Origin of the sequence: Salinicola sp. LHM (assembly GCF_034479735.1) — a bacterium.
Taxonomy (GTDB): Bacteria; Pseudomonadota; Gammaproteobacteria; order Pseudomonadales; family Halomonadaceae; genus Salinicola; species Salinicola salarius.
The window spans coordinates 2,459,330-2,481,053 of the sequence record NZ_CP140261.1; the positions used below are offsets into that span (position 1 = coordinate 2,459,330).

The window sequence follows — 21,724 nt, forward strand, 5'->3', positions numbered from 1 at the left end:
CGAGTCAAACATTAAAATCGCGACAGGTAAGCTCATGTAAAGCGTCAAAGCCACCTATAAAGGTCTTTGAAAAAGGCGTTATACATTAAGGCCTCATGCTAAAGAACGAGCGCCCCACAATCTCACCAAGCATTTGTTTTAAAAAGAAATTTACAGTTATTAATAACGCCAAGAAAGCCGAAATAGAGATGCCTCTCACTTTTAAAAAATGGCGGGACGCAAAATGCCCAGACACTCCACCACGACATTCCTCATCGATTTACTCAGGAAGCGACGAATTAAATACCTCGCAAAAAAAGGACGAGGGTTGAGTTTATTAATACCTTCAGCATCGATTTTTCCCGCAGAAAAGTTTGCTTACACTTGCTTCATTCGTTAACTCATTAACGATTACGGAATTCCCGGGGCACGTATCAATTTGACACACTGGAAAGGCGCGTCGGCTGCGAACTTTGCGTTACACTGCGTCTCTGATTGCCTCACGCATCGGGCTTATGTGTGGAGCTTCGTCTCGAAGTCATCCACTTGCGCGGCTTTGATATCGCGATGGTGGCTCGAGGTTGTGATGCAGACGTGTTCTTTGATGATGAACCACACCCACTTTAGTGACCCATGCCCAACGATTCGACAGTCCTGCGACCGTCCTCCTCTCGCGTGGCCGGCTACCTCTCCAAAGGCTTGGCGCGTTGGAACATCATCCGCTGCCTGCTACCGGAATATTCGCGCCAAGTCCGCCTCAAGCCAGGTAGCCGCCAGCCCGTCGATGCGATTCTCGGCTGGGGCCTGAAGCCCACCTCGACACAGGCAAGACGGTTGGCCGCACGGCGCGGCGTGCCGTATGTCGCCATCGAGGATGGCTTCCTGCGATCGCTGGGGCTGGGCGTCAACTACTCCCAGCCGCATAGCTTGGTCGTGGACTGCAGCGGCATCTATTACGACGCGACCCGCCCATCCGACCTGGAACGGCTGCTCGCCGAGGCCAATTTCGACGCAGACGAACTGGCACGTGCCAACCTGGCCATGCAGCGTCTGCGCCATTTGCGGCTGTCGAAATACAATCACGCGCCGGATCGGCCGCTGCCCCTCGCCGATCGACCGCGAGTGCTGATCGTCGACCAGACCCGCGACGACGCCTCCATTACTTACGGCATGGCCGATGCCAGCTCTTTCCAGCACATGCTGGAGTGCGCGATCGCCGACCATCCGGATGCCGAGATCCTGATCAAGACTCATCCCGACGTCATTGCCGGACGCAAGCAGGGTTATCTGACCCAGGCATCAAAGCACCCCCGCTGCCGGCTGATCGGTGACGACCTCAATCCGTGGGCGTTATTTGACGCCGTCGGCTCGGTCTACGTGGTCACCAGCCAGTTGGGGCTCGAGGCGCTGATGGCAGAAAAGCCGGTGCACTGTTTCGGCATGCCGTTCTATGCCGGCTGGGGGCTGACCCGGGATGCGCTACGCTGCGAGCGCCGCCAGCGTCAACGCACACTGCCGGAACTGTTCGCCGCGGCCTATCTGCGCTACTGCCGCTACGCCAACCCCTATACCGGGCAAGCCTCGACGCTGGAGGCCACCATCGATCTGATCGCCGATCAGAAGCGTCAGCGTGACCGCCTTGCCGGGCGTTGGCTGGCTGTCGGCTTTTCCAGCTGGAAACGCGCCTTCATTACCGATTTCCTCGGCCCGGCGTCGAGCGTGCGCTTTCTCCAAAGCGATCGTCCTCAGCCGCTCGAACTGGAAGGACGGGACAGCCTGGTGGTGTGGGGGCAGAAAGCCACCGACGAGATCAAGGCGCTATGCCGTCAGCACGGCCTGAAATTATGGCGAATGGAGGATGGCTTCGTGCGTTCGGTCGGGCTCGGGGTCGACCTGACCCGGCCGCTGTCATTGGCCTTCGACTCTCGCGGGCTCTATTACGACGCCAATAACCCCAGCGATCTCGAGTATCTACTGGCGGAGACGGATTTCGAACCTGCGCTGCTGGCACGAGCCGGCCGCCTGCGCCAGCGCCTGATCGAGCTGAAGCTGTCGAAGTACAACGTGCGCGGCAAGACGCGGCCCTCGCTCCCGACGGAGGTCATCGGCGCCCGACCGATCGTGCTGGTGCCCGGCCAGGTCGAGAGCGACGCCTCGATCGCCCATGGTTCACCCGAGATCAAGACCAATCAGGCGCTGCTCGAGGCCGTCCGACAGAATCGGCCCGACGCATTCGTCGTCTACAAGCCGCATCCGGACGTCGTCTCAGGGGCACGGATCGGCCTGTTCGACAGCACCGCACGCAAGCTCTACGACCTTGAACTGGTCGACTACGACATCGTCGATCTGATCGAACTTGCCGACGAGATCCACACCATGTGCTCGTTGACGGGCTTCGAAGGGCTGTTGCGGGGTGTGGAAGTGCATACCTACGGGCTGCCGTTCTATGCCGGCTGGGGGCTGACCCACGATCGGCTACATGCCTCGCGTCGCCAACGACGGCTGACGCTGGACGCGCTGATTGCCGGCGCGCTGTTGATGTATCCAACCTACGTCGACCCTGCCACTGGCGAGCTTTGCAACGCCGATACCGCCGTCGAACTGATGCGGCAGCAGCGCGACCAACGCTCGGGACTTCCTCTGCGCGTCCGCCTGTATCGGCTATACCGCAACCTGTTTTCCAGAAGGCGATGACTTGAGTGCTTTGACTTTGAGCAACATGCGCAAACACTTTTTGCTGCTACAAGGTGTCTGCTCCCCGTTCTTCGACCGGCTGGGCGAGCGGTTGCGGGCGGCGGGCCATGCGGTGACCAAGGTCAATTTCACCGTGGGTGACAGCGTCTACTGGCGCCAGGGAAACACCTACGTCTATCGTGGCCAGGCCAAGGACATTCCCGAGTTCCTTTGCGGAATCTGGGAGCGTCACGGCATCACCGACCAGGTGGTCTTCGGCGACCGTCGCCCGGTGCATCGTCGTGCGATTCTGGCCGCGCGTCGTCGCGGCATCCGCAATCACGTCTTCGAAGAGGGCTATTTCCGGCCTTACTGGGTGACGCTGGAGCGCGAGGGCGTCAACGCCCATTCGCTGCTGCCACGCGACCCGGACTGGTATCGGGAAGCCGGCAAGCGCCTGCCCAGTGTCGGACGCCCTCAGGCCTTTCCCAACCAGTTCCACACCCGTGCGAGGCACGACGTGCTCTATCACCTGGCCGGCGCCGCGAACCCGTTCCTGCATCCGCACTACCGCAATCACGCCTTGGTCACGGCGCCGGTAGAGTACGCCGGCTTCCTGCTGCGCAAGCTCCGCAAGCCACATTGGAAACGTAGCGACAATGAGCGCTTGCAGGCGTTGATGGAATCCCGGCGCCCGTTCTACCTGCTGCCGCTGCAGTTGAAGAACGACGCCCAGATCCGTTACCACTCCGACTACAAGAACATGCAGGAAGTGATCGGCAAGGTGGCCGCTTCGTTCGCCTACCATGCACCCAGCGATGCATTTCTGGTGATCAAGAATCACCCGCTCGACATGGGACTGGCCCAGTACGCACGATTGATCACGGTATTGACCCATGAATACGACCTGGGCGACCGCCTGGTCTATCTCGAGGGCGGCAACCTCGAGGCCCTGCTCAAGCGGGCCAGCGGCCTGATCACCGTCAACAGCACCGCCGGCAATGTGGCGCTGGGATTCGGCTGCCCGACCCATACCCTGGCCTCGCCGATCTACGACATGCCAGGCCTGACTCATCAGGGCTGGCTGGATGATTTCTGGCTCGATATCCCGGCCCCGGACGCGACACTCTTCCGGGCCTACCGGCGAACGGTCGCCGGGACCGTTCAGATCAACGGCGGGTTCTACTGCCGCCCCGGCATCGACCTGGCTGCGGAAAATGCCCTGCAAGCGCTGCAAAGAGAGCGCTCTCCATTAAAACAGCTCATGGATGAGATCGCGTCATGACCCGAATCGTCATCACCGGCGCTACCGGTGCCATCGGCCAGGCGCTGGCCGCCGTTTATGCCAGGCCCGGCAACCAGTTGATCCTGCATGGCCGGCAGCGCGACGTGCTCGAGACGCTGGCAGATACCTGCCGCGGCGCCGGTGCCGAGGTCGAGCTGAGCCAGGTCGAACTGGGTCAGGCCGAACTGGGTCAGGCCGAACCGGGCCAGTTCGAACAGGGCCAATTCAAACAGAATAAGGACGAAGCGCTGTTCGGCTGGCTGGAATCGCTGTGTGCCCCCTCAGTGCCGGATATCGTCATCGTCAACGCCGGCATGAACATCAACATCGGCGAAGACGGCAGTGGCGAACATTGGGAAGACGCCAGCCGTCTGCTCGAGATCAACCTGCGCGTGCCGATGGCGATGGGCAACTTCCTCGGCAAACGCATGCGCGCCGCCGGGCGCGGGCAATTGGTGCTGATGAGCTCGCTGGCGGCCTATCACGGTCTGCCGGTCACACCGAGCTACAGCGCCAGCAAGGCCGGCGTCAAGGCCTATGGCGAAGCGCTGCGCGGCTGGCTGGCGCCTTACGACGTCGGCGTCAGCGTGGTCATGCCAGGCTACGTCAGCTCGAAGATGTGCCACGAGATGCCTGGCCCCAAACCGTTTCTGTGGCAACCCGAACGCGCCGCCAAGGTCATCGCCCGGGGCATCGAGCGCAACCGTGCCCGGATCAGCTTTCCATTCCCGCTCAATTTCGGCTGCTGGTGGCTGGCCGTGCTGCCGGCGGCGATCTCCCAGCGCCTGCTCAAGTGGCTCGGCTATGACCCCGACCATGGCGACGGAGCGCGTCGATGATTCAGGGCTTCTGGAACGGTTTCTGGGCCACGATCGCCACACTGGTCGTCACCAGCCTGTTCGAACTACTGCTGAAACCTCGCCCCCAGCCGCTGTGGCAACGTGCACCGGCCGCGATCGCCGTACATCTGGCGACTGCGGTGCTGCACTTCGCCTTCTGGCTGCTGGTGGTGCAGCGCCCCTGGTTCGCGCTGGTGATCGCCGCCTCGCTGCAGATGGTGGTCATCCAGGTCAACAACACCAAGTCGACCTCCCTGCGGGAACCCTTCCTGTGTCAGGACTTCGAGTACTTCGTCGATGCGGTGCGCCATCCTCGGCTTTACATCCCGTTTTTCGGTATCGGCCTGACCATTGCCGCCAGCGCGGCCGGCGCCATCGCGATCGGCATCGGCTTCTGGCTCGAGTCCTCGCTTTACGGGCATGCCGATGCGCCCTGGTCGCTGCTGGGGACGCTGGTGCTGGTCGCGGCGAGCGTTGCCGTACTGGCCCGGCAACTGCCCCGCCTGTCCGACTGCACGCTGGAACCCAACGAAGACCTGGTCAGGCTCGGCCTCTACCCCTATCTCTGGGCCTACGGTCGGCTGACACGCCACCCCATCGATCGCCAGGATAATGACGCCGCCTTCGCAGCGCCGGCCGATCCTGACGCGATCGATGCCGCCAGGCTGCCGAACGTGGTGCTGGTCCAGAGCGAATCCTTCTTCGATCCGCGCGACTGGCACCCGGCCATTCGCCGCGAACTGCTCGGCGAGTACGACGCGCTGACGGCTGAAGCGTTGCAGAGCGGGCGTTTCGACGTGCCCGCCTGGGGCGCCAATACCGTGCGCACGGAGTGCGCGGTGCTCACCGGATTCACGCCGTCCCGGCTCGGCGTGCATCGCTTCAACCCCTACCATCAGCTATCGAAACTGCCGGCCAACAGCCTGGCCGGCGCGCTCAAGCGCCTGGGTTATCGCACCGTCTGCATTCACCCGTATCCCGCCAGCTTCTATCTGCGTGACAAGGTCTACCCCAGGCTGGGCTTCGATACCTTCCTGGACATCGCCGACTTCGACATCAGCGAGCGCGACGGCCAGTACATCGGCGATCTCGCATTGGCGGAGCGGGTTCAGCAGCAATTGGCAGCGGCCGACGGGAAGCCACTGTTCATTTTCGTGATCAGCATGGAGACCCACGGCCCGCTCCATCTGGAAACGGCAGACCCGACCGTCGCCGAGCGGTGGCTCGAAGGCCGCGTTACCCGCGGTTGCGAAGCGCTAACGGTTTATCTAAGGCATCTGCGCAATACCGATTGTATGCTTGGACGACTCAGGGATTCTCTTCGGAGAAATGAACGGCCCGGCATTCTGGGTTTCTACGGAGACCATGTGCCGATCATGCCGAAAGTCTACGCACTGCATGGCGAGCCGGATGGTTTAACGAACTATTTCATCTGGCAGACCGCACCCCATTCGAGCGATAACGTACGAATGACGCTCCCAGCCGATAAATTAGGCACAACGATCTACGACAGAATCATCGAACATGCCGGCGAGTTTGGTGCGAATTGAGAAAGGCGTAGCCAATGCTACGAAGCAAGGAGTCCCAATGACCAAACGCGTTGCCATCATCGGCGCAGCTCACCGGTTCCCGAGTGCCCCGACATCACAACGTTTCTGGCAAGCGCTCAAGGCGGGTGAAGACCTCGTCACCACAGTCGCCGACGACCGCTGGGGTATGGAGGCCTATCGCCATCCCGACAAGCAGCACCCTGGCACCAGCTACACTTTTGCCGCCGGCAGTCTCGGCGACATTGCCGGCTTCGACGCCAGCTTCTTCGGCATCTCGCCGCGTGAAGCCGCCCAGATGGACCCGCAGCAGCGCATCCTGCTGGAAATGGCCTGGGAAGCGATGGAAGACGCCGGCATCCCGCCGCAGACGCTGCGCGGCAGTCAATGTGGCGTGTTCCTGGGTATCGCCAGTCTCGACTATTCGTACCGCATGGCCGACGACATGTCGGTGATCGACACCTCGACCGCGACCGGCAACACATCGAGCATCGCCTCGAACCGCATCTCCTACGTGTTCGACCTGCACGGCCCGAGCATGTCGATGGATACCGCCTGCTCCTCGTCGCTGGTCGCCTTTCACCAGGCGTGCCAGTCGATCCGCAGCGGCGAAACGGAAATGGCGCTGACCGGCGGCATCAGCCTGCATCTGCACCCGTTCGGCTTCATCATCTTCTCCAAAGCGAGCATGCTCTCGCCCACCGGACGCTGTCAGGTCTTCGACGAATCCGGGGATGGCTACGTGCGCTCCGAGGGCGGCGGCATCTTCCTGCTCAAGGACTACGACAAGGCTGTCGCCGACGGCGACCGGATCCTGGCCGTCGTCGCCGGCAGCGGCGTCAATACCGACGGGTTCAAGAAAGGCCTGACCGTCCCCAACATCGACGCCCAGGTCGCGCTGATGAGCCGGACCCTGGCGCGTGCCGGGCTGACGCCGGACGATATCGACTACCTGGAAGCCCACGGCACCGGCACTGCCGTCGGCGACCCGCTGGAAACCCGCGCCATTGGAGCGGCGATCGGCCAGAAGCGCAAGACGCCGCTGCCGATCGGCTCGGTCAAGAGCAACCTCGGCCATCTGGAGACCGCCTCCGGCGTCGCGGGGCTGGCCAAGGCGCTTTATGCCCTGCGTGAACGTGAAGTACCCGCCACCATCGGTATCCGCAAGGTCAACCCGCGGATCGACCTGGCAGGCTGGAATCTCGACATCGTAGACAAGCCGCGCAAGCTGAAAGCCGAAGGCCAGTTGACCATCGGCATCAACTCGTTCGGTTTCGGCGGCGCCAATGCCCACGTCATTCTGCAGTCGCCGAGCGAGACGCTGCAGCCCGAGGCAGCCGGCCAACCCAAGGCACCCGTCCGCAAACTGCCGCTGTGCCTGAGCGCCCGCAGCCCGGAAGCGCTGCGCGAGTTCGCCGCCCGCCTGAGCGACAACCTGACCGCGGGCAACATATCGTTCTACGACACCGCCTACAGCCTGGCCTTCCGCCGCGAACGCCATCCGCACGCGGCGGTACTGCTCAGCGACAACGCCGCCGATGCAATCACCCGGCTGGATGCCCTGGCCGCCGCCGAGAGTGTTCCCGGCGTCGCCGTTGGCGAACGGGTCGACAACGGTTTCGGCCCGGTATTCGTCTACGACGGCAACGGCTGCCAGTGGACGGCGATGGGCCGTACGCTGCTGAACGAATCCCCGGTCTTCGCTGCGGCCGTCGACGAGGTCGACGCGCTGTTCGCCAGCCACGCCGGCTTCTCGCTGCGTGCCGAACTCGATGGCACCAATCAACAGGCGGATAATCAACAGACGGGCAATCAACAGAACGCCGCCGTGGGCGAAGATCGCCTGGCGCGGACCGAAATCGCGCAGCCGGCGCTGTTCGCGCTCCAGGTCGGCGTGACCCGACTGCTCGAATCCGAAGGCGTGCGCCCTGCAGCCGTCACCGGCCACAGCGTGGGTGAAGTCGCTGCGGCCTGGGCCTGCGGCGCGCTGAGCCTGGCCGATGCGGTCAGCGTCATCTACCACCGCAGCGCCGGCCAGGGTCGCACGCGGGGCAGCGGCGAAATGACCGCCGTCGGCCTCGGTGCAGATGCCATGCAGCGCTGGCTGGATGATCCCGCCGATTCCAAGGACGGTTCCAAGGGCTATGCGGACATCGTGATCGCCGGGGACAACAGCCCCAAAGGCGTGACGCTGGCCGGCCCCGCGCAAGCGCTCGAGCGCCTGGAAGCGGCGCTCTCCGCCGAGCGGGTCTTCGCCAAACGCCTGGCGCTGGATTACGCCTTCCATAGCCCGGCCATGGACCCGATCCGCCAGGACGTGATCGACGCCCTGAGACACATCACGCCTCGCGCCGGTCGCGTGCCGTTCATCTCCACCGTTGCCGGCAAGGTGCTGGAAGGCAGCGAACTGGGCGCCGAATACTGGTGGCTCAACATCCGCGAGCCGGTGCAGTTCGGGCCGGCGGTCGATTCGCTGATCGAATCCGGTGCCCGCGCGTTCATCGAGATCGGCGCCCAGCCGATCCTGCGTCGCTACCTGACCGATGCCTTCACCGCCCGGTCGGTCACCGGCAGCGCCATCGGCACGCTGAGCCGCGATCATGACGGCGCCAGCGCCATGGAAGCCAGCCTCGCCGCGCTGCTGGTCAGTGGTGCCGTTTCCCCCGAGGCGTGGTTCCCGGTTGCCGGGCGTTTCGTCGACCTGCCGCACTACCCCTGGCAGCGCGAGCGCTACTGGATCAAGACGACCGGTGACTCCCAGGGCCTGATGGGACGCCACTACGAACACCCGCTGCTGGGCTACCGCCTGGCGCGCCAGGGCATGGCGTGGGAAAGCCAGCTCGATACCCGCCGCCTCCCCTGGCTGGCCGACCACCGCGTCGGTGATGCCACGGTATTCCCCGGCGCCGGTTTCGCGGAACTGGCGCTCGCCGCCGCCGCGGCTGCCAAGGCATCGCCGGTGCTGGATATCGAAGCGCTGGAAATTCTCAGCCCGCTGCTGCTCGACGCCGCCCACGGCAAGAAGTTGCAACTGGAGATCCAGGATGCCGACGGCACCCTGACCATGAAGACCCGCGAGCCGGCCAGCGAGGATGCCTGGACGCTCAATGCCCGCGCCCGCATCGCGGCGCAGACGCGTGGCCTGCTGCTGACGCGTCGTGGCACGCCGCTGCCGGACCGGCCGGCGGATGTCACCCGCGAGCAGCATCTGGCGATGGCCGAGCACGTGGGGCTGGAGTATGGCCCCGGCTTCCAGGCGATCAGCGAAATCTGGATCGAGGGCGACCGTGCCGTGGGTCGCGTCGAATTGCCCGCCGCGATCGCCGAGGATCAGCGCGACTGCCTGCTGGCACCGGGGATTCTCGACAGCGCCTTCCAGCTGTTCATCCCGCTGCTGGCAGACGAACTCGCCAAGGCCGGTGGCCTGGCCTTCGTCCCGGTGCGCCTGGAGCGACTCCAGCTCCAGGTCGATGCCGCCCCGCCGGCGTCGATGGAAGTGCGCCTGACCAGTCGCGCACCGCACTCGCTGTGCGCCGACGTCGCGCTGTTCGATGCCGCCGGCAACGCCGTGGCGGTGGTCGAAGGCGCGCGTTTCAAGGCCGCCCGCCTGCGCCACGCCGTACAGCACCGGCTCAGCTATCTCGACCATCGCCTGGTGCCGGCGCCGCGTGAAGCCGCCGCCCTGCCGCTGGATGACACCACCGCCGAGCTGGCGCTGGGTCAGCTGATCGAGAACTATCGTAGCGTGACCGATGGCCGCTACGGCGACGAAGTCGAACCGCTGCTCGAGACACTGGTCTCCGCGTTTCTCGACGAGGCGCTGCGCAGCTATGCCGACAGCGACGGCCAGCTCTTCACCGACCAACTGTTCGCCGACCCACTGCTCGCCGGGCATTTCGACGCCGGCACGACCGAGGCCCGCCAGCGTCGCCAGGCGGTGATCGAACTCGCTCTTGCCATCGGCATCGCGGCGGAAACGCCGACTGGCTGGCAGTTGCAGGAAGCGCCGGAGATCGACGCGGCAACGATATGGAACCTGCTGATTCGGGACTATCCGGACTACGCCGCACTGACCCACAGTATCGGCCGTTTCGGCCTGCACCTGACGGACTGGCTCGAAGGGCGTCTCGACGATCATCTTGATAGCCGGGCCACGCTGGGCCTGGATGCTCCGCGCCTGACGCGGCTGGTACAGGCTGCCGTCAGCGAACGCGGCTGGTACGCGCTGGCAGATACCTGGCTTTCGCAATACGCCATGTCGCTGGAGCTGCTGCCGCCCCACCAGCGGCTGGTGATGCTCGAAGCCTCGGCGCTGCGTCCGCAGCTCGGCGAACGGCTGATGAGCGGCCTGACCGGCGATCGCGCCCAGTATCGCTTCGCCGCCCTGAGAGACAGCGCGTCTAGCGAAGCACAATCCCTGGCGGAACACGACGCCAGGGTGGATCTGCTGACGCTCGATGCCGCCGCCCCCGCGATCGGCGCCAATGTCGCGCTGGTGACGCTGGATGGCACTCAGAACGAAATCGACAAGCTGCTGCGCTGGCTGCCGGCGCAGTTGGCGGACGACGCCCAGATCGCGTTTTTGGTACTGGGCGACACCGACTGGCAGTCGTTCCTGTCGATGGCGATGGACCCGGACACCCGCCCTGCCGACCTCCAGACCACGCTGCAGCAACTGGAAGCGCTGGGATATCGTCAGATCGAACGCCACGCGCTGGAAAGCGAGCAAGGCGGCCTGCAGCTGTTGACCGCCCAGGCGCCGATGACGGCGCGCTCGACGGAAACCGAATCCGAGCGCCTTCGAGGCGATGCGGCCCATCCCGCCGAGCAGTGGCTTATCATCAGCGACGACCACTCTCAATGGCTGGCCGCGAAACTCGTCACGCGCTTCGAGACGCTGGGCCAGACCGCGCATCATCTGGTCGGCAGCGAGCTGGCGCCCCAGGACCTGCTCCCGCTGGCGCTCGAGTCCTTCAATCCGAGCCAGATCGTCGACCTGCGCGGCATGGCAAGCGCCGCCGAAGACCGCTGCGTGCTGGCCGCCCAGTGGTTGCAGACACTGGAGGCTCACGAGAACCCTGCCGCGCTCTGGTGGCTGACGCTGGGCGTGGGTGCGCACTATTCCAAGCTGCCCGAAGACGCAGCAAAAGCGCCGTTCGGCTCGATGCGGTCCGATGATGCTGTAAGTCAACTATCCGAACTTTCTACGCGGTCCACGCTGCCCGAAGACGCAGCGCTTTGGGGCTTCGGCCGCTCGCTGCAGAACGAGGCCGGGAGCCGCCCGGTGCGGCTGCTGGATCTGCCGCTGTCGAGCCGGGACACGCTGTCCAACGAGCTGCTGGATGCGCTGCTGTTCGAACTCAGCGTGCCGGATGCGGAAACCGAAATCGTGCTGGACGCCGACGGCCAGCGCTGGGTGCCGAGGCTGGGTCTGGCACCGGCGCCCGGCACGCAAGTCGACGGCGAGGAAGCCTCCGCCAGCGATCGCGCCGTCAGCCTGGGCTTCGAGCTGCCGGGTCAGCTGCGCCATCTGCGCTGGCAGCCGCATGATCTGCCCGCACCGCAAGCCGGCCAGGTCGAGATCGCGGTCAAGGCCACCGGACTCAACTTCCGCGACGTGATGTACGCGCTCGGCCTGCTCTCCGACGAAGCGATCGAGAACGGCTTCGCCGGCCCCACGCTGGGCCTGGAGTTCGCCGGTGAAGTGATCAGCGTCGGCGATCCCAACGGCTCGCTGCGCCCGGGTGACGCGGTGGTCGGCTTCGGCCCCGCCAGCTTCAGCGACCGGCTGATCGCCGACGTCAACGCAGTGGCCAGGATTCCTGCCGAGATCGGCTACGCCGCCGCGGCGACGATCCCGACGACCTTCTTCACCGTCTACTACTCGCTCAAGCATCTGGCTCGCGTGCAGCCCGGCGAACGGCTGCTGATCCACGGCGCGGCCGGCGGCGTCGGCCTCGCCGCGATCCAGGTCGGCCGCTGGCTGGGTGCCGAGATCTATGCCACCGTCGGCTCGCCGGAGAAGCAGGACTTCCTGCGGCTGATGGGGGTCGATCGTATCTACGATTCGCGCAGCCTGACCTTTGCCGAAGAGATTCTTCACGACAACTTCCTGGAGCGTCAGACCCGGGAAGGCGACGGCAACGGCCAGCGTGTCGGCGCCGATGGCGTCGACGTGGTGCTGAACTCCCTGGCCGGTGAAGCGATCAACCAGAACCTTCGCGTACTCAAGCCATTCGGCCGCTTCATCGAACTCGGCAAGCGCGACTTCTACGAGAACACCAAGGTCGGCCTGCGCCCGTTCCGCAACAACCTGAGTTACTTCGGCGTCGACTCCGACCAGCTGATGAGCGAGCTGCCGGAACTCACCGGCGAGCTGTTCACGGAGATGATGGCGCTGTTCGCCGACGGCACGCTGTCACCGCTGCCGTACATCGCCTTCGGCAGCGACCGCGTGGTCGAGGCGTTCCGCTACATGCAGCAGGCCCGCCAGATCGGCAAGGTCGTCGTTACCTACGAACGTCCGCCCCAGATGGCACCAGTCCCCGCGAAGGACATTCCGTTGACGCTGGACGCTGCCGGCACCTACGTCGTGACCGGCGGCCTCGGCGGCTTCGGCCTGGCCACCGCCGAATGGCTGGCCGCCAAGGGCGCGCGCCAGCTGTTGCTGCTGAGCCGTCGCGGCCCCACCACCGAGGAAGCCGAAGCCGGCATCGCACGGCTGGAAGCGCTCGGCGTCACTGTGGCGGCCCGTGCCTGTGACGTGACCGATGCCGAGGCGCTCGAACGCGTGCTGGACGAAGCGCGTCAATCGCTGGGGCCGATTCGCGGCATCGTCCACGCAGCGACCGTCATCGACGACGGCCTGATCCGCAATCTCGACGAATCGCGCATCCGCCACGCCATGGCGCCGAAGCTCGAAGGCGCGCGCCATCTGGATTCGCTAACGGCCGACGACGCGCTCGAATTCTTCGTGGTCTACTCCTCGGCGACCACCCTGTTCGGCAACCCCGGCCAGGCGAGCTATGTGGCCGCCAACCACTGGCTGGAAGCCTTCACCGCCCACCGGCGCGCCAACGGGCGCCCGGCCACGGTGGTGCGCTGGGGCGCGATCGAGGACGTGGGCTTCCTGGCCCGCAACACCCAGACCCGCGACAGCCTGCAGGAACGTCTCGGCGGCCAAGCGCTGACCTCCGCCGATGCCCTGGCGGTGCTCGAGCGCATGCTGGTGGCCGATGTCGCCTCGCTCGGCGTGCTCGAACTCGACTGGCGTGCCCTGGCGCGCTTCCTGCCCACGGCGGAAGCGCCGCGCTACCGGGAAATCGCTCGCACCGCCGAGGACGACGGCAGCCAGGAAGGCGACGATGACCTGCAGAAGCTGCTGGCCAGCTTAGCGCCGGAAGCGCTCTACACCACTCTGATCGACGTCCTCAGCAAGGAACTCGCCAAGATCCTACTGATCGACGAGGAGAAGATCGATATTCACAAATCCGTCTACGACATGGGCTTCGACTCGCTGATGGGTGTCGAGCTGGTGACCGCGCTGGAAGCCCGCCTGGGCGTCCAGGTCCCGGTCATGGTGCTCAGCGAAGCCGGCACGCTGGCCAAGCTGTGCGACTACCTGATGCTCAAGCTGCGTGGCGACGAAGCCCCGTCAGACAGCGATGAAGACGCCCTCAGCGGTCTGGCCGCCCAGCACGGCGTCGAGGTGCTGCAGAATGGCGGTGGATCACAGGGCGACGCCGGGGAGGCCAAATCATGAGCCAGTCCCGCGACGTGCTGAAGCAGCGCCTGCTGCAGGAAGCCCGCCAGCGCCGCCAGCAACGGCCGGAAGGCGATACCGCCCCCAGGCCGGCCGCGACCAGCGTCGACGAGCGCTTCACCCGCTTCGATCGTCATCCGGGCTATCAACAGCTCAAGATGATGCGCGAAGGCGGCAAGCGCCTGGGTATTCCCGACCCGTTCTTCAAGGTCCACGAGAGCACTGCCGGAGCGACCACCGTGATCGGCGGGCGCGAGTGCATCAACTTCGCCAGCTACAACTATCTGGGCCTGGCGCATCACCCCAAGGTGATCCAGGCCGGTATCGATGCGCTGAATCGCTACGGCAGCTCGGTCTCGGCCAGCCGCCCGGTCTCCGGCGAACGGCCGATCCACCACGAACTGGAACGGGCGATCGCCGAGACGTATGAAGTCGAAGACGCCGTGGCGTTCGTCAGCGGCCACGCCACCAACGTTTCGACGCTGGGCTACCTGCTCGGCCCCAAGGACCTGATCCTTCACGACGAGTACATCCACAACAGCACCGTGGTCGGCGCGCAGCTCTCCGGCGCGCGCCGCATGAGCTTCGCGCACAACGATCCGGCTGCGCTCGAGACGCTGCTGACGCGCCATCGCCGCCAGTTCGAGCGCGTGGTGGTCGTGATCGAAGGGCTCTACAGCATGGATGGAGACGCTCCGGACCTGAAGCGCTTCGTCGAGATCAAGCAGCGCCACCAGGCGTGGCTGATGGTGGACGAGGCCCACTCCTTCGCCGTGATGGGCGACCGGGGGCTGGGGCTGCGGGAATACTGCGGCGTGCCGGCCGGCGATGTCGATATCTGGATGGGCACGCTCTCCAAGACGCTCTCCGGCTGCGGCGGCTATATCGCCGGCTGTCGTGAACTGGTGGAAATGCTGCGCTACTTCGCACCGGGGTTCCTCTACAGCGTGGGCATGCCCGCCCAGGTGGCCGGGCCGTCGCTGGCTGCCTTGCAGGTGATGAAGGAAGAGCCCGAGCGCCTGAAGCGCCTGCACGATATCTCGCGCTACTTCCTGCAGCAGGCACGGCTCAAGGGATTCGATATCGGCGAAAGCATCGGGGTCGCCGTCGTGCCGGTGATCGTCGGCAGCTCCGTGCTGGCCGCCGGGCTATCGGACGCCCTGCTCAAGGACGATATCAACGTGCAGCCGATCCTGCACCCGGCCGTGCCCGAGAAAAGTGCGCGCCTGCGCTTCTTCCTCAACTGCGACCACACTCGCGAACAGATCGATCGGACTCTCGACATGCTCAAGATAGAGTGGAAAGCGCGTACCGCCTAGGACCGCAACGAACTGCGTACCGATCGCCATCTCTAAGCGACGATGAAACGACGAAGGCCTGCCGTGCTGGCAGGCCTTCGAGATACTTTCGTACGAACGATAATCGACAGGATTCGAGACCGCGTACTTTCAGCGGCGATCGTACTCACTAGCCGAACCGGTGGCCCTTTGAGAGGCATCCCCGGGGGAAAACCCGAGCCAACCGAGCATCACCATGAACCACGAATGGGGCCTTGCCGGCTGAGTCGACGGAAGATTCGTTTCCGGCTCCCCGACACGTGGGTCGACCGGGGTCTGGATTGGCTCGGCGGCAACTGGCGACTCGACCGAAGGAACCGGCGGCTTCTCGGCTCCCCCTACGTCATGATTCGTTCCGCTCGAGGGTGCCGTTGCCTGGGCAGGAACCGGCGTATCGAGCATTGGCTCGACTGGCGACTTGACCGAGGGGGCCGACGCCGTCTCGGCTTCGACAACGGCATGGCGCGTTCCTCTCAAGAACGCTATCGCCTGGGTGCGCTCCGGTGTCTCGAGCCTCTCTTTTACCATTCGCACTGCGCGGCGAGCTCTTGCGAGAATATCGGCCTTATCCTGGGTGATGAGGCTTTCGATATCGAGCGCTGCCAAGAAGCGCTCTCGCTGAAGCGCGTAATCGCGATACTCCTCTTCCGGCCAGAAGAAGCGATAGCGTATCGATACATTCCGGTGGGACCGGTAGCCAGGGCGATTCATCTTCAACCGGCGGCGCTGGGAAGGCCGACCGCGAAGTGACAACGCCATGTACTCCTGTTCCGAGCGGTACATCCGATGAATGATGTAAGCGCTTTTCGGCTTCATGGCGCTGCGAGATGCCAACTCCGACTGCTGCTCATCGAACGTCATCGGCGCGCCATCGGCATCCAGCGGCGTCACCTCCGCCCCGAAGATGGGGTGATGGACTCGCACGTGTCTGATATCGATACCATCGAGCGGAAACAGGGTCTTCAAATGGGAAGAGAGTTCATAACCGGCGCCACGCTGCAATGGCGTGAACGGGGCATGCTGGCCCAGCTCGCAATGCCATAAATGACAGATAGGCTGAGGCCGGCCGTCAACGCAGGTTCGGGCCACGAAGCGGTCAACGGAGGTGGCAAAGTCATTGGGCGTCCAGAATTCATCGATATCCAGAAACAAGAGCCAATTCACGCCCTGCTGGCGAGACTGCTCGAGCTCCTTGGCATAGGCGACCGTCTGCAGCTTGGCGCTGACGCCCGGATCGCAAAGGTCGATCCAGTCGATAAACTCGAAGGTGACCTGAGGGTAAGATTGGCCTATTCGTTCCAGCACGGCGGCCGAGGCGTCCGAAGTGCGGTTGATATAGACGTGAATGAGATCGAACCCAAAGTGCAGATGGTGAAAGACCCACTCGGCCAGATACGGCCCTTCGTCCTTGGCCACGGCACAGACTTTGAATAACGGCTTCATACCTGGACTCCTTGGAACGCCATGGGGCATGGTTGTTATTGGGAACAGTGAATAGCCATGCAAACCCTGCGGTCTGGCGCTGTCGACACAGCCCGTGCAGCATCGGGCAACACCAGATAATGGACAAGATGGTTTATCTCACACTCATGACTTCAGTCGGCGTGCCTTACAGTTAAATACCGTTCGTCAAGCGGCAGTTGGCATAGGCGCAATTGGTGAGGCGGAGTCAGGATATTCGCAACGTCTGAGGAGCCCAAAACGAAAAAAGCAACCCGAAGGTTGCTTTTCACTGAAACGAAGAGTGATGCGGTGAGAAGCCTAGAGGCGTTTTTGCTCGATCACATGCCAGGATGATTGCTTACCCTTGGCAGCGGATCTGGCGTCCTCCTGCCGACGCATGCGCTGGAGCACACGATACTGCAAGCGGTTGAAGTATTCGAATCCCAGCCCCGGCAATGGCAGGAAGGGGTTGGTCCGACTCATCCCCCATAGCGCCAGACGGGAACTGCCCGGTACCGCGCTGCCGCGAGCATGGACGCCGAAGGTATTGGCGATCAGCAGCGTATTGGCCTTGACTCGGAACGGCCGCGGGCCGCCCTCACCCAACCTCTCAGCCTCCTCCTGGCTCACCCGGAACGAGCCGCGGGCCGTGTATCGATCCGCGTGCTCCCTGGCTCGCAGGCTCATCTGGTATTCCCATTTGAGCCGCTCTCGATGCGGACGATTGGAGCCAGGCACGAACACGAACGGGCCGTTCTCGTCCGTCACGTCTTCCAGATAGAGCCAGAACTTCATGGTCGGCTGGAAGGTATCGACATGCAGATTCTTCTGCGGGTCCCGCACGGTGCCATTTTTCTGGCTGCCGTTATGCACGTTCTCGGTATGGCAGATCGGCAAACGGGCATGCCCGGCACAATAGCGAAACAGCCGCTTCAGCGCGGAGTCTCCCAGGACCGCCTTGACCTGAGGCAGCTGCTCCAGCACTTCCGGCGCCAGCAAAATCCGGTGGGTATTGGTATCGCCCTGGCAACACTCGCGGATTTCACCCTCGTATTCCTGCACCGCCTTCACCAATGCCAGGAACTGCGACTCGGGCAGGTAGCTTTCCTTGAGCACGTAACCGTACTGCTGGAACTGCTCGCGATCCGCCCTGGGCACGCCCGGCGCCAGCATCGCCATGCGCAGACGAGACATCCAGTACGCCAACCAGACACGCCCCACGTGAAGACCGTAGCGATTGAGATGATCGTTCCCTATGAGAGGGTTGGCCTTGAAAGATTTGGCGCCGGTGAATAGCTCACCCAGCCAGATCGGATATTGAAAAACCCGTTTCATAACGGTTCCCTCCGGTTCATCTCACTATCCCCGCCCGCCATCGCTCAGGCCTTCATTGCGCCATCGAATGCATGACACGACTATAGCCTTCCACCGACTGGAACACATCAGCCTTCCCCTGAGCTTCGAGGATCTTGTCGCTGAGATAGCGCAGCGCGCCCGCCCCACCCGATACAGGCAGCACGCCGGTAGCCGCACTGGCGATATACTCGGGTGCATCATTCACCGTAAAGCTCAGCCCGCAAGCGCCAAAAGCGGGAAGATCTATCGAGTCGTCCCCCAGGCACACAGTCTGTTCCTTGGTAACCGCCGCCTGTTCCTGAAGGAGACGGCAAGCTTCCGCCTTGTCTTTCACGCCATAGAGAACGTGTCGAATACCCAGGTCCGCAGCCCGCTTTCTCAAGGACGGCGAATCACGTCCCGACAGCAGGGCCACCTGCACACCACACGCCATCAGCATCTTGATACCCAGACCATCGCGAACATGGAACGTCTTCGTCGTTTCCCCCGCTTCGGTGTAGTGCAAGCGACCATCAGTCAAAATGCCATCCACGTCAGCAATGACCAGCTTGACGTTGGCTAGCGGATCAGCGGGGGCGTATTCCTGCCCAAGGAAACGCGCACGGACCCGTTCGAGACACTCAGGCGTATCGACGCCGGGCCCCGTCGGCTCGACCTCGACGGCACGGATCGTCATGCCCGCGTACAACAGCCGCAACTGTTCCAGCACTTCGGATCGCTCCAGCATCGGTGAGGCCAGACGACCGTAGCGCTCCAGGACATCGCGACGATAGGCGTAGACGCCGACGTGCTTCAGGAAACTCGCCTCGGCCGGCTCTCGCGGAAACGGAATCGGCGAGCGGCTGAAATAGAGCGCATCGCCGTTCTCCTTGAGCATCACCTTGACACTGTTGGGACTCTGCGCCTCTTCATGGGAGATCGGATGGCAGAGCGTGCCGACATGAACGTCCGGCCCGACGTCCTGCATGGTCGCAGCCAACCGCTCGAGATCGCCGGAGCGAATCAGGGGCTCGTCGCCCTGCACGTTGATGTAGAGATCGGCCTCGACCTGCTGCATCACCTCGACCAGGCGGTCGGTGCCGGAAACATGGTCGGGAGAGGTCATGACCGCATTCCCGCCGAAGCCGGCAACGCAGTCCATCACCCGCTGATCGTCGGTAGCCACCCATACCGCGTCCACATTGCCCACGGCGCTGGCGCGCTCGTAGACATGTTGGATCATCGGCTTGCCGACGATATCGGCGAGAGGCTTGCCCGGCAGACGGCTGGAACCGTAATGAGCGGGAATCACAATGACTGTTTTCATGAAGGACAACCGGTTCAGTCGATCTGGAGTTTGGGCAGTGACTTCACCGCATCGTCTATCGTCTTGATATGGGTGAGGAACGGCTCGAGCAGATGCAGCGGCAGCGCGCTCGGCCCATCACACTTGGCGTTATCGGGATCGGGGTGCGCTTCCAGGAACAGGCCGGCCAACCCTGTTGCCATGCCAGCGCTGGCCAACTCGACGACCTGCTGCCGACGACCGCCGGATGCGGCGCCGCCCGGATCGCGCTGTTGCAGCGCGTGGGTCACGTCGAAGATGATCGGCAGATCGCCGGAAACCTTCTTCATGACACCGAAGCCCAGCATATCGACCACGAGGTTGTCGTAACCGAAGCATGTCCCCCGGTCGCACAGCATCAGCTGCGAGTTGCCCGCCTCGTTGAACTTCTCGACGATGTTCAGCATCTGTGCCGGGCTCAGGAACTGCGGCTTCTTGATATTGACCGGCTTGCCGGTCTTGGCCATGGCGACGACCAGATCCGTCTGTCGCGCCAGGAAGGCGGGCAACTGGATGATATCCGCCACTTCGGCCACTGGCGCCGCCTGCCAGGTTTCATGGACATCTGTAATGACGGGAACGCCGAATTCGGACTTGATGGCTTCGAATATCTTCAGCCCCTCTTCCATCCCCGGACCACGATAGGAATGAATGGAAGAGCGATTGGCCTTGTCGAAGCTCGCCTTGAACACATAGGGGATGGAGAGCTTGTTGGTGACCTCGACGTAATGCTCACAGGCCTTCAGCGCCATATCGCGGGATTCGAGAACGTTGATGCCGCCGAACAGGGTGAAGGGGGAATGGTTGTTCAACCCTTTCATGTCGAAAATATTACTCACTGGAGATTTCTAAAATGAAGAATTACGCCATCGCCGGCTCGAACCACGATCGATCTATGCGTCGAAGCTTTTCACCACGCCCAGCGGCTCTTGCCCTTCGGCGACAATCAGCGATGTCAGCTTTCGTTCCCGCATCAACTGTTCGCAGTCGTACAGATTGGCATCGGGAGAGATCGTGACCGGCATTCTCCCCATGATGTCATTGGCGGTCAGATGCTCGGTTTGGCCTTGCTTCTCTATCGCACGACGCAGATCGCCATCGGTGACAACACCGACCATCTGTCCAGCGTCATCGACCACACAGACGATCCCTCTATGGCCCTCGCTGATTTCATGCACGACCTGTGCGAATGAAGCTTCCCGCGACAGCGAAGGAACCCGATGCATGACGTCTTTTGCCAACGTAAGAAGTTTTCGCCCCAAAGAACCGCCTGGATGAAAACGGGCGAAGTCGAGTGGCATGAAGGCGCGTCTATTCATCAACGCCACTGCCAATGCATCCCCCATTACCAGGGTCGCAGTAGTCGACGTCGTGGGGGCCAGATTGTTGGGGCAGGATTCCCGCTCGACAGAAACGTTGAGATGGACATCGGCACTGGTGCCCAAAGTCGAACTCTCATTTCCCGTGATAGCGACGCTACGAGCCTCTATATGACGAAGATAAAGTAGTAGCTTGATCACCTCATCGGTCTCACCGCTGTAGGAAATCAAGATCACAAGATCGTCGCTGCCAATCATCCCCAGGTCACCGTGATAGGCCTCTCCAGGATGAACGAAGAAACTTGGCGTACCGGTCGAAGCCAGCGTCGCGGCAATTTTACGGCCGATGATGCCAGATTTTCCCATACCCGAGACGATCACCTTACCCGTGCAAGCGTAGATCAGCTCAACGGCCTCCAGAAATTCGCCATTGAGGGAGCGACCGATATCGCTCAGTGCACGGGATTGATTTTCGAATACATCCCGTGCCCGCTCAAGGGACTGCGAAGTTATCGACGCAAAAGACAACTCCTGATTATTTGAATCAACAAAAGAATCCATAACCCACCTTAATCGAAGATCTCCATAACAGAGAAACTTCTGAATTAAATTGAAAAACCCATCGGACCTCCCCCCTTTATTAGACATATGTGAAGAGCTATGGGCGCTCACGATATTTTAGCTAACCGCTTCTCCCATTCCCAAGCGTGCTTAAGAATCGCATGGAGATCAATATATTTTGGAAACCACCCTAAGTCATCCTTGGCTTTAGTGGCATCAGCAACCAACACAGCCGGATCGCCAGCCCGACGCTCTCCCTCTTTGACAAGGATGGTCCGTCCTTCCCCAGCGAGCAGGTC

General features: G+C 62.9%; 11 protein-coding genes. 6 read left to right on the forward strand and 5 right to left on the reverse strand.

Features of this window, described 5'->3' with window-relative positions; genetic code table 11:
* The first annotated feature begins 612 nt into the window (after nt 1-612).
* The 6 genes from R5R73_RS11365 to R5R73_RS11390 are packed head-to-tail and all read left to right on the forward strand — an operon-like array spanning nt 613 to nt 15,404.
* Complete coding sequence (locus tag R5R73_RS11365; protein WP_322527553.1) at nt 613-2,673, forward strand: capsular polysaccharide biosynthesis protein; 2,061 nt, start codon at nt 613-615, stop codon at nt 2,671-2,673.
* 1 nt (nt 2,674) lies between these two features.
* The gene (locus tag R5R73_RS11370; RefSeq protein ID WP_322527554.1) at nt 2,675-3,937 is read left to right on the forward strand and encodes a capsular biosynthesis protein; all 1,263 of its coding nucleotides are present in this window, start codon (nt 2,675-2,677) and stop codon (nt 3,935-3,937) included.
* Entirely contained in the window at nt 3,934-4,776 is an 843-nt protein-coding gene (locus tag R5R73_RS11375; RefSeq protein ID WP_322527555.1) for an SDR family NAD(P)-dependent oxidoreductase, read from the forward strand. Before R5R73_RS11370 ends, R5R73_RS11375 begins: the two co-directional genes overlap by 4 nt.
* Complete coding sequence (locus R5R73_RS11380; RefSeq protein ID WP_322527556.1) at nt 4,773-6,326, forward strand: LTA synthase family protein; 1,554 nt, start codon at nt 4,773-4,775, stop codon at nt 6,324-6,326. Before R5R73_RS11375 ends, R5R73_RS11380 begins: the two co-directional genes overlap by 4 nt.
* A 37-nt stretch (nt 6,327-6,363) precedes the next feature.
* Entirely contained in the window at nt 6,364-14,085 is a 7,722-nt protein-coding gene (locus R5R73_RS11385) for an SDR family NAD(P)-dependent oxidoreductase (RefSeq protein WP_322527557.1), read from the forward strand.
* Entirely contained in the window at nt 14,082-15,404 is a 1,323-nt protein-coding gene (locus tag R5R73_RS11390; RefSeq protein WP_322527558.1) for an aminotransferase class I/II-fold pyridoxal phosphate-dependent enzyme, read from the forward strand. Before R5R73_RS11385 ends, R5R73_RS11390 begins: the two co-directional genes overlap by 4 nt.
* 129 nt (nt 15,405-15,533) lie before the next feature.
* Here R5R73_RS11390 and R5R73_RS11395 read toward each other — a convergent pair whose 3' ends face one another.
* The 5 genes from R5R73_RS11395 to R5R73_RS11415 form a co-directional block, all read right to left on the reverse strand.
* Nucleotides 15,534-16,928, reverse strand: coding sequence for a glycosyltransferase family 2 protein (locus tag R5R73_RS11395; RefSeq protein ID WP_322527559.1), 1,395 nt, complete (start codon nt 16,926-16,928; stop codon nt 15,534-15,536).
* Between the two features lie 255 nt (nt 16,929-17,183).
* Nucleotides 17,184-18,200: a phytanoyl-CoA dioxygenase family protein gene (locus tag R5R73_RS11400; protein ID WP_322527560.1), complete on the reverse strand. Its 1,017-nt coding sequence runs from the start codon at nt 18,198-18,200 to the stop codon at nt 17,184-17,186.
* Nucleotides 18,201-18,252: 52 nt separating this feature from the next.
* On the reverse strand, nt 18,253-19,527 hold the full coding sequence (gene kdsB, locus R5R73_RS11405) for a 3-deoxy-manno-octulosonate cytidylyltransferase (protein ID WP_322527561.1): 1,275 nt from the start codon (nt 19,525-19,527) through the stop codon (nt 18,253-18,255).
* Between the two features lie 14 nt (nt 19,528-19,541).
* Entirely contained in the window at nt 19,542-20,366 is an 825-nt protein-coding gene (kdsA, locus tag R5R73_RS11410; protein ID WP_322529590.1) for a 3-deoxy-8-phosphooctulonate synthase, read from the reverse strand.
* Between the two features lie 72 nt (nt 20,367-20,438).
* Entirely contained in the window at nt 20,439-21,425 is a 987-nt protein-coding gene (locus R5R73_RS11415) for a KpsF/GutQ family sugar-phosphate isomerase (RefSeq protein WP_322527562.1), read from the reverse strand.
* Nucleotides 21,426-21,724: the final 299 nt, after the last annotated feature.

Excerpts from the sequence above, each read along its gene's own strand:
- R5R73_RS11365 (WP_322527553.1), top strand. The coding sequence starts at position 613 with ATGCCCAACGATTCGACAGTCCTGCGACCGTCCTCCTCTCGCGTGGCC.
- R5R73_RS11375 (WP_322527555.1), top strand. The coding sequence starts at position 3,934 with ATGACCCGAATCGTCATCACCGGCGCTACCGGTGCCATCGGCCAGGCG.
- R5R73_RS11380 (WP_322527556.1), top strand. The coding sequence starts at position 4,773 with ATGATTCAGGGCTTCTGGAACGGTTTCTGGGCCACGATCGCCACACTG.
- R5R73_RS11385 (WP_322527557.1), top strand. The coding sequence starts at position 6,364 with ATGACCAAACGCGTTGCCATCATCGGCGCAGCTCACCGGTTCCCGAGT.
- R5R73_RS11390 (WP_322527558.1), top strand. The coding sequence starts at position 14,082 with ATGAGCCAGTCCCGCGACGTGCTGAAGCAGCGCCTGCTGCAGGAAGCC.
- R5R73_RS11400 (WP_322527560.1), bottom strand. The coding sequence starts at position 18,200 with ATGAAACGGGTTTTTCAATATCCGATCTGGCTGGGTGAGCTATTCACC.
- kdsB (WP_322527561.1), bottom strand. The coding sequence starts at position 19,527 with ATGAAAACAGTCATTGTGATTCCCGCTCATTACGGTTCCAGCCGTCTG.
- kdsA (WP_322529590.1), bottom strand. The coding sequence starts at position 20,366 with ATGAAAGGGTTGAACAACCATTCCCCCTTCACCCTGTTCGGCGGCATC.
- R5R73_RS11415 (WP_322527562.1), bottom strand. The coding sequence starts at position 21,425 with ATGGATTCTTTTGTTGATTCAAATAATCAGGAGTTGTCTTTTGCGTCG.